The sequence below is a fragment of the Sphingobium rhizovicinum genome, assembly GCF_042647625.1.
GTDB lineage: Bacteria > Pseudomonadota > Alphaproteobacteria > Sphingomonadales > Sphingomonadaceae > Sphingobium > Sphingobium rhizovicinum.
In genome coordinates, this window is record NZ_JBHRVU010000004.1 from 1,112,222 (window position 1) to 1,121,298 (window position 9,077).

General features: G+C 63.2%; 8 protein-coding genes. 3 read left to right on the forward strand and 5 right to left on the reverse strand.

What is annotated here, in order from left to right:
• The first annotated feature begins 66 nt into the window (after positions 1–66).
• Positions 67–1,221 carry an AAA family ATPase gene (locus ACFOKF_RS06815; RefSeq protein WP_380794272.1) on the forward strand — a complete coding sequence of 385 codons (1,155 nt, stop codon included), beginning with the start codon at positions 67–69 and terminating at the stop codon, positions 1,219–1,221.
• Positions 1,222–1,236: 15 nt separating this feature from the next.
• Here the strand turns inward: ACFOKF_RS06815 and ACFOKF_RS06820 are convergent, their stop codons facing one another.
• The 5 genes from ACFOKF_RS06820 to ACFOKF_RS06840 form a co-directional block, all read right to left on the reverse strand.
• Positions 1,237–1,866 carry a glutathione S-transferase family protein gene (locus tag ACFOKF_RS06820; protein ID WP_380794275.1) on the reverse strand — a complete coding sequence of 210 codons (630 nt, stop codon included), beginning with the start codon at positions 1,864–1,866 and terminating at the stop codon, positions 1,237–1,239.
• A 67-nt stretch (positions 1,867–1,933) separates the two neighbouring features.
• Entirely contained in the window at positions 1,934–3,175 is a 1,242-nt protein-coding gene (locus ACFOKF_RS06825) for a hypothetical protein (protein WP_380794278.1), read from the reverse strand.
• 71 nt (positions 3,176–3,246) lie between these two features.
• Positions 3,247–3,459, reverse strand: a complete 213-nt coding sequence (locus ACFOKF_RS06830; protein WP_380794280.1) for a hypothetical protein — start codon at positions 3,457–3,459, stop codon at positions 3,247–3,249.
• A gap of 380 nt (positions 3,460–3,839) precedes the next feature.
• Entirely contained in the window at positions 3,840–6,161 is a 2,322-nt protein-coding gene (gene clpA, locus ACFOKF_RS06835) for an ATP-dependent Clp protease ATP-binding subunit ClpA (protein WP_380794282.1), read from the reverse strand.
• A gap of 152 nt (positions 6,162–6,313) precedes the next feature.
• Positions 6,314–6,511 carry a DUF1192 family protein gene (locus tag ACFOKF_RS06840; RefSeq protein WP_380794284.1) on the reverse strand — a complete coding sequence of 66 codons (198 nt, stop codon included), beginning with the start codon at positions 6,509–6,511 and terminating at the stop codon, positions 6,314–6,316.
• Positions 6,512–6,616: 105 nt separating this feature from the next.
• Between ACFOKF_RS06840 and ACFOKF_RS06845 the strand changes: the two genes are divergently transcribed.
• Positions 6,617–7,621, forward strand: coding sequence for an NAD(P)H-quinone oxidoreductase (locus tag ACFOKF_RS06845; RefSeq protein WP_380794287.1), 1,005 nt, complete (start codon positions 6,617–6,619; stop codon positions 7,619–7,621).
• A 534-nt stretch (positions 7,622–8,155) separates the two neighbouring features.
• Positions 8,156–9,028, forward strand: a complete 873-nt coding sequence (locus ACFOKF_RS06850) for a UDP-2,3-diacylglucosamine diphosphatase (RefSeq protein ID WP_380794289.1) — start codon at positions 8,156–8,158, stop codon at positions 9,026–9,028.
• The last annotated feature ends 49 nt before the right edge of the window (positions 9,029–9,077 follow it).

The following is a 9,077-nucleotide window of genomic DNA, read 5'->3' on the forward strand; positions in this document are numbered from 1 at the left end:
CCCGGCGATCGTGGCATGGACTTTTGTCGGCCCGCAGGTTGGCTGGCTGGTTGAGAGGAGAAGGGCTTGATCACGCGACTGGCGGTTGCCGGCTATCGATCGCTGCGGGATGTGGTGCTGGAGCTGGGGCAGCTGACCCTGATCACCGGCGCCAATGGCAGCGGCAAGTCCAGCCTCTATCGGGCGTTGCGGCTGCTGGCGGAAACCGCGCAGGGGCGATTGATCGCGTCGCTGGCGGGAGAGGGCGGATTATCCTCTGCGCTGTGGGCAGGGCCGGAAAATTTCAGCCGGGCGATGCGTGCGGGCGCGCAGCCGGTGCAAGGCACGGTGCGATCCGGGCCGATCAGCCTGAAACTGGGCTTTTCCAGCGACGATTTCGGTTATGCCATCGATCTGGGTCTGCCGGACCCGACCCATCCCTTTCAGCGCGACCCGGAGATCAAGGTCGAGGCGATGTGGACCGGCGCGATGCTGGGGCGCGCCAATCTGTTCGCGGAACGGCGCGGCGCGGCGGTGAGCCTGCGCCGGGCGGAGAGCGGCGAGTGGCGGCATGCGATGACGAACCTGTCCGCATTTGACAGCATGGTGACGCATTGCGCCGATCCGGTCGACGGGCTGGAATTGCTGATGATGCGGGAGCGGATGCGCAACTGGCGTTTCTATGACGCGCTGCGCACCGATGCCGACGCCCCGTCGCGCAGGCCGCAGGTGATGACCTATACGCCGGTGCTGGCGAGCGACGGGGCCGATCTGGCCGCGGCGATCGCGACGATCATGGCGATTGGCGACCGGGAAGAACTGGACGAGACGATCGAGGACGCTTTCCCCGGATCGCAAATATTGGTGGGCGAGGTGGACGGCCATGGCGTGGTGGAGATGCGCCAGCCCGGATTGTTGCGGCCATTGGGCGCGCGGGAACTGTCCGACGGGACGCTGCGCTATCTGTTGCTGGCGGCGGCTTTGCTGTCGCCGCGGCCGCCCGACATCATGGTGCTGAACGAGCCGGAGGCGAGCCTGCATCCGTCGTTGCTGGAGCCGCTGGCGCGCTTGCTCCAGCGCGCGTCGCGCCATGGCCAGATCGTTATCGTGTCGCACAGCGAGCGGCTGATCCAGGGGCTGCGGCGCGGCGGCGGGATGCAGGAGATACGCTTGTCCAAGGCGCTGGGCGAAACGCAAAGCGATGCGGAAGATGCGCCGCGCTGGGTGTGGCCCAAGAGGTAGGCGGGCTTTTCTGCCCTAACCCTGTTTCTGCATTTCCGCGATCAGGGCGCCGTCTATTTCCTTTTGCCGCTGATAGGCCGGGCGGGCGCGCAGGCGGGCGGCATAGGCTTCGAAGGCGGGACGGGTGGGGATGGATTTGAACATCAGGCCCCAGTCGATCTGCGACCCGACATAGACGTCGGCGGCGGTGAACTGATCGCCGCAAATCCAGCCATCGCCCGCAACGGCGCTTTCCAGCGCGTCGATCGTGTCATCGAAGCTGCCATAGCCGGCAGTGCGCTCGCGCCCTTCGGGGACGACAAAGCCCAGCGCCTTGTTGGTGACGGCGGCTTCGACCGGGCCGGCGGCGAAGAAGAGCCAGCGATAATAATCATGGCGCTGATCGACCGGCGGGGCGAGGCCGGCGGCGGGGAAGGCATCGGCCAGATAGGCGCAGATGGCGGCGCATTCGGTGACGACGCGCCCTTCATGGACGATGGCGGGCACCTTGCCCATCGGGTTGATCGCGCGATAATCGGCGGCCTTCATGCTCGTGCCATAGTCGAGCAGGATGGTTTCGTAGATTTCCCCGACCTCCTCCAGCATCCATCGGGCGATCTGCCCGCGCGACATGGGATTGGTGTAGAAGACGAGATCGAGGGTCATGGCGCGCTCCTGAATCGGGATGCGGCAGGGTGGCGCAAGCCGGCTGCATGCGCCACCCTGTTTATGATCAGCAGCCAGCCCCCATGGCGCCGGCCAGCATGCCGCCAAGGCCGCCGCCGCATTTCTTCTTTTTCTTCTGCTGCTGCGGGGCGCGATCGTCGCTCATGTCCTCTTCATCCGCGCCGCTCATCATCGATCCCATGTCTGGTCCGTTCAGCATCCACATCGTATTGGCGCGATAGCGGACGCGGGCGATCCATTCGGGTTTCCACGCGATCTTGGGATCGGCAGGGCGGGGCGGATAGGCGAAATTGGCTTCCGGCCCATAGGCGTAGAGGCTGCCCATCAGCATGTCCGCGCCGGCCTGGCCCACGGCGGCGGGGACGGTACAACTGGTCTGGCTGGGCGGCATGACGATTTTCTGCCCGATCAGCTTCTGTACCGATCCGGGCGAAATCCAGTCCCAGACCGGGCCGCCGAACGCCTGCGTGGCGGAGGAGGCCCACCAGACCATATCGCCATTTTCTTTCGCGCCGAACACCCAGGCATAATAGCCGGTCGCCTGTGGCAGGGCGTTCCAGCTGAGGTTCGTGGTGCCGCCTGCGCCGGGGCTGGCGCGGCCGGTGATGGCGGGCATGAAATCCTGTTTCAGATTGAAGGCGATGTCGGGGCTGTAATTGCCGGCGATGCGATGATCGCCCAGCAGGGATGCGTTGGCCGGGACCATCTTGCGCGTCTGCCCATTGGGCCAGTCGCCATAGGTGCGGCTGTTCGACACGCGGATCTGCCATTCCTGCGGGATGGATGCGCCGGTCATATAGAGGCCGGGGGGCATCTGGCCCTTGGCGACTTTCGCGAAATCGATGACGATCGGCTGGCCGGGGCCGGGCGTGGCGCCGCACCCCCAGTAGAGGAGCAGGCGACCCTTGGGCTTTTCGCCGGGGATGGCCTGTTCCTCGCTGGGGGCGCTGCGCGGGGTGACGAGCGGGACCGAGGCGCCAAGGCCGACGCCGGCGGGCAGGAAATGATCGGCGGCCGGGGCGCCGCTGGCAGGTGCGCGGGTGGAGCCGAGGCGCAGCACCAGTTCATGCATGGCCTGCGATCGGCCGCCGCCCATCATCATGCCCATGGCGGCGCCCATGCCACCGCCTCCAGCCATGGCGGCCATGCCGGACATGGTGCCGGCGTCGATCGTGTAGCGGGCGATGGGGCCGGACGCCTGCTGGCTGGAGCCGGGGGCGGCCAGAAGGGTGAAAGAGGCGAGAAGAAGCGCGCCGCGAGCGGCGCGTGAAGTCAGAAGTCTGTGCACTACATCTGTTCCTTGATCGTTGCGGAAGAGATGCGACCATTTTTTCTGGGATGGCGGTGTGTAGCAGAGATTTAAGGGCGCTTGAAGCGGCCTTCGCGTAGGAAGTGCGTGACCTGATCGGCGACTGGCTGGCTGTAGATCATGGCGGTGTGGGCGATGGGCAGGGTGAGGTGATCGCTCTGACCCGCGACATGGGTGGCGGCGACGCTGACCTTGCCGTCATTGGGCGCGCGGAAGAGGTAGTTGGGGAGGGGGCGGGGTTTTAAGTCGCCACCTGCCGGCACGCCGGCCCCTTTGACAGGCTCAAGACAGTTTGATCCGCGGTCCCGCTTCTTGTCTTGCATTTAGGGGGAAAAGCGGGATGCCGGATCAAGTCCGGCATGACGAGGGGGCGTTTCGGCCACTACCCGTCACCCCAGCGAAGGCTGGGGTCGCAGGAGAGGACGCGCTACGAGGCTCCAGATCCCAGCCTTCGCTGGGATAACGGTGAAAACAAGACAGTCCCTTATCCACCCCAAGCAGACCTTCTTCCGTGAAAGATGAGAGAGGCGTCCTCTGCTTGGCGGTCATCAAGATCAGGCGGGTGATCATGCCGATTTGCTGGAAGTGATACAAAAAGGGCGGCCCTCGCAGGCCGCCCTGTTCGTTTCGTGGGTGAAGGCGCTTACTTGGTGCCTTCGGTGGTCTTGGCCTTGCCGCCTTTTTTGCCCTTTTTGGGGGCGGCCGGGGTGATCTGGAAGGCCAAAGCCTCGTCCTTCATATGGACATGGACTTCGCCGCCATGGACCAGCTTGCCGAAGAGCAGTTCCTCGGCCAGCGGCTGCTTGATCTTTTCCTGCATCAGGCGGCCCATCGGGCGGGCGCCGTAGAGCTTGTCATAGCCCTTCCTGGTGAGCCAGGCCTTGGCGTCTTCGTCCAGGGTGATGTGGACGTCGCGGTCGGCCAGTTGCAGTTCCAGTTGCAGCACGAACTTGTCGATGACGCGGGCGACGATTTCCGGCGGCAGATAGCCGAAGGGCACGATCGCATCGAGGCGGTTGCGGAATTCGGGGGTGAAGAGCTTCTTCACCGCGTCTTCCTGCGCATCTTCGCGGGTCAGTTCGCCAAAGCCGATCGATTCCTTCGCCATGTCCGACGCACCGGCATTGGTGGTCATGATGAGGATGGTGTTGCGGAAATCGACGGTCTTGCCGTGATGATCGGTCAGGCGGCCATTGTCCATCACCTGCAAGAGGATGTTGAACAGGTCCGGGTGCGCCTTTTCGATTTCATCGAGCAGCAGCACGCTGTGCGGATTCTGATCGACCGCGTCGGTCAGGAGGCCGCCCTGATCATAGCCGACATAGCCCGGAGGGGCGCCGATCAGGCGGCTGACCGAGTGCCGTTCCATATATTCCGACATATCGAACCGCTGGAGCGGGATGCCGAGCAGATGGGCGAGTTGCCGTGCGACTTCCGTCTTGCCGACGCCGGTGGGGCCGGAGAAGAGATAGTTGCCGATCGGCTTGTCGGGATCGCGCAGGCCCGCACGCGACAGCTTGATCGCGGAGGACAGCACTTCGATCGCCTTGTCCTGGCCGAAGACGACGCGCTTGAGGTCCGTGGTCAGGCTTTCCAACACGCTCTTGTCATCGGCCGACACCGTCTTGGGCGGGATGCGGGCCATGGTTGCGATGACCTGTTCGATCTCCTTGGGGGTGATCGTCTTCTTGCGCCTGGAGGGCACCACCAGCATCTGCATCGCGCCGACTTCGTCGATCACGTCGATCGCCTTGTCGGGCAGCTTGCGGTCGTTGATGTAACGCGCCGACAGTTCCACCGCCGCCTTGATCGCGTCCGGCGTATATTTGACGTGATGATGCTCCTCGAACGCGGTGCGCAGACCGGTCAGGATCTTGATCGTATCCTCGATCGTGGGTTCGTTGACGTCGATCTTCTGGAACCGGCGCAGCAGGGCCCGGTCCTTTTCGAAATGGTTGCGAAATTCCTTGTAGGTGGTCGAGCCGATGCAGCGGATCGTGCCGCCCGACAGGGCAGGTTTCAGGAGGTTGGACGCATCCATCGCGCCGCCGCTGGTCGCGCCGGCACCGATGACGGTGTGGATTTCATCGATGAAGAGCACCGCGTGGGGCATCTTTTCCAGTTCGGTGACGACCGCCTTCAGCCGTTCCTCGAAATCGCCGCGATAGCGGGTGCCGGCCAGCAGCGCGCCCATGTCGAGCGAATAGATGACGGCGTCTTTCAGGACTTCGGGCACTTCGCCTTCGATGATCTTGCGCGCCAGACCCTCTGCAATGGCGGTCTTGCCCACGCCGGGATCGCCGACATAGAGCGGGTTGTTCTTTGACCGGCGGCACAGGATCTGGATCGTGCGTTCGACTTCGGCGGTGCGGCCGATCAGCGGATCGACCTTGCCGCGATCCGCCTTTTCATTGAGGTTGACGGTGAACTGGTCGAGGGCGCTGTCCTTCTTGGCCTTTCCGTCCTGCACCTTCTTTTCCTCCTCGGCGGCGGCGCCCTTGGTTTCCTGACGCTCGGGCGTGGGCGTGCCCTTGCCAACGCCGTGGCTGATGTAGCTGACGGCGTCGAGGCGGCTCATATCCTGCTGTTGCAGGAAATAGACCGCATAGGATTCGCGTTCGGAAAAGAGCGCGACCAGCACATTGGCGCCGGTCACTTCATCCTTGCCGGACGACTGGACATGGAGGATGGCGCGCTGAACCACGCGCTGAAAGCCGCTGGTGGGGGAGGGATCGCTGGCCCCTTCGACCTTCAGGCTGTCGAGTTCGGTGTCGAGATAATGGGTGACGGTGTCGCCCAGTTCGCCCAGTTCCACGCCGCACGCCTGCATCACCTTTGACGCATGTTCGTCATCAATCAATGCCAGGAGGAGATGCTCCAGCGTGGCATATTCATGCTTGCGCTCCGACGCGTGGGTCAGCGCATTGTGCAGGGTGGTTTCAAGGGCGGGTGCGAATGAAGGCATATTTTCTTACTCCAAGCTCCCTTGGGGAGCGACCTTGAACCCTATGTCGGCATTGCTCGACGACGGATCAAGGGCGCGCCCCCGATCGCCGGAATTGCCAGACTGACCATGTCCGAAATGACCCTGAAGGGGGATTGGACGGTGGCGCCGGTTCATTTCCTGAATAGCGCCTCGGCATTTGCCTTGTGGTTAACAGCGCTTTCCATCTTCGCTTTGGTACGCTGGATTTCCGCTTCGAGCGCGGCGACGCGGCTTTCCAGTTCAGCCATGGACAATGGCCCCAGATCCTGTGTCAGCAGGCGGGCCAGCGGATCATCTCCCTTGCGCGGCAGATAGTCTTCCAAGTCCATGAATCGCAATGTTGACCCTGTTGCCCACTCTGTCAATAAGGGCGCTCGCTCCGCCCGTCGATTTTGGTGCGGTGCAGCACGACAGCAGCTTGCGGGGGCGGCTCTATGGCGGACGGTTTGATGGTGCCAAGCGAAATGACGGCGATCGGCATCGCCGCGCCGGGCGGACCGGAGGCGCTGGTGCCCGAAACGCGGCCGGTGCCGGTTCCGGGTGCAGGTGAAGTGCTGATCAAGGTCGCTGCGGCGGGCGTGAACCGGCCGGATGTGCTGCAACGCCAGGGCAAATATCCGCCGCCGCCGGGCGCCAGCGACATTCCGGGGCTGGAAGTGGCCGGCACCATCGTCGCGGCCGGAAGCGGCGCGGACGCGCTGATCGGGCAGAAGGTCTGCGCGCTGCTGGCGGGCGGGGGCTATGCGGAATATGCGGTCGCGCCTGCGGGGCAATGTCTGCCGGTGCCCGACGGCTATGATCTGGCCGAGGCGGCGGCGCTGCCGGAGACGCTGTTTACGGTGTGGACCAACCTGTTCGAGCGCGCCTATGTGGTGGCGGGCGACACGGTGCTGGTGCATGGCGGCACCAGCGGCATCGGCACGATGGCGATAAGGCTTTGCAATCTGTTCGGCGTGACCATCATCGTTACCTGCGGGTCTGACGAAAAATGCTTGGCTGCGAAGGAGTGGGGCGCGGATCATGCGATCAATTACAAGACGCAGGATTATGTCGCGGAAGTGAAGGCGATCACCGGCGGGCAGGGATGTCAGGCGGTGCTGGACATGGTGGGCGGCGATTATGTGCCGCGCAACCTCGACTGTCTGGCCGAGGATGGTCGGCATGTGTCGATCGCCGTGCTGGGCGGGGCGAAGACGAGCCTGTTCATCCCGACAGTGATGACGAAGCGGTTGACCATCACCGGATCGACTCTGCGGGCGCGGTCGACTGGCTTCAAGAGCCTGGTTGCCGATGAACTGATGCGCAATGTCTGGTCCTTCGTGGGCGAGGGGAAATTGCGGCCGGCGATGGACCAGCGGTTCGCGCTGACGGATGCGGCCGGGGCGCATGCGCGGATGGATGCGGGCGAGCATTTCGGGAAGATCGTGCTGGTGGTTTGAGGGGGGGCGGCGTCGGGTAATGACGGCCCAAGCCAGAATAGCGCTATGGAAATTTCTCTCGCAAATCTGAAAGCGGCACGCGAACATTCTACCGATCATCGGGAAGAGTTGCAGCGGAGTGAGGTTTGCGGCTGTTTCTACTGTTGCTCCACATTCGTCGCTTCGCATGTCGAAGAATGGCTGGATGAAGGACAGGGGACAGCCTTATGTCCCAATTGTGGCGTCGACTCCGTGATCGGTTCGGCGTCGGGCTACCCTGTCGGCGCAAAGGATTTTCTTCGCGCAATGCACCAGCTATGGTTCTGCTGAAAGCGTTTAGGCTATCTCGTCATCCCAGCGAAGGCTGGGATCTCACTGCCTTGTAGCGTCGAGAAAAAGAACAAATGGGATGCCAGCCTTCGCTGGCATGACGATGTAACAAGCTGGCTAGAAACCCCCGGGAACCGTAGCATTTCCGTCATATTCCCTTCGGAACTGTAACATTGCGGCGTTAAGGAGTCGCTCCCGAGGACGTTGATCTTTGGGGATCGCAGCATGAATGCCATTACGCGCCTGCCCTTTCTGGGCGAGTTGGAAGAGGGCGCGGACGATCGTTTCCATATCCCTGAGCGGGAAGGGCAGCGGCGCCGCTATCGCACCATCTGGATTTCGGACATTCACCTTGGCACGCGCGGCTGCAATGCGGCGATGCTGATCGACTTCCTCGACAATGTGGACAGCGACACCATCTATCTGGTGGGCGACATTATCGACGGATGGCGGCTGAAGAAGCGTTTCTACTGGCCGGCCAGTCATAATGATGTGGTGTGGCGGCTGATGAAGCGGGCCAAGCGCGGCACGCGGGTCGTCTATATCCCCGGCAATCATGACGAGATGTTCCGGCAGTTTACCGGCATGAGCTTTGGCGGGGTGGAAATCCGGCGCAAGGCGATCCACCAGACGGCAGACGGGCGCAAGCTGCTGGTGCTGCATGGCGACGAGTTCGACACGATCATGCTGGCGCATCGCTGGCTCGCCTTCGTCGGCGACGCCGCCTACACGACGCTGATGCGGCTGAATGTGGTCGTGAATGCGGTGCGGCAGCGCATGGGGCTGCCCTATTGGTCGCTCAGCAAGATGGCCAAGCATAAGGTCAAGAACGCCGTGTCCTTCATCTCCCGCTTCGAGGAAGTGGTGGCGCATGAAGCCGGGACGCGCGGTGTCGACGGCGTGGTGTGCGGTCATATCCACAATGCCGAGATGCGCGAAATCGAGGGCATCCAATATTATAATGACGGCGACTGGGTGGAGGGATGCACCGCTCTGGTCGAGCATGGCGACGGGCAGATGGAAGTGCTGCACTGGGCCGACGAGATCGCCAAGCGCGAGCGGGCCGAGCGGGACGCGAAGGTAAGGATGGCGGCTTGAGACGCCGACCGTTGGTTTGGAGTGAAGTCGATGTCCGGGTCTACCCGTT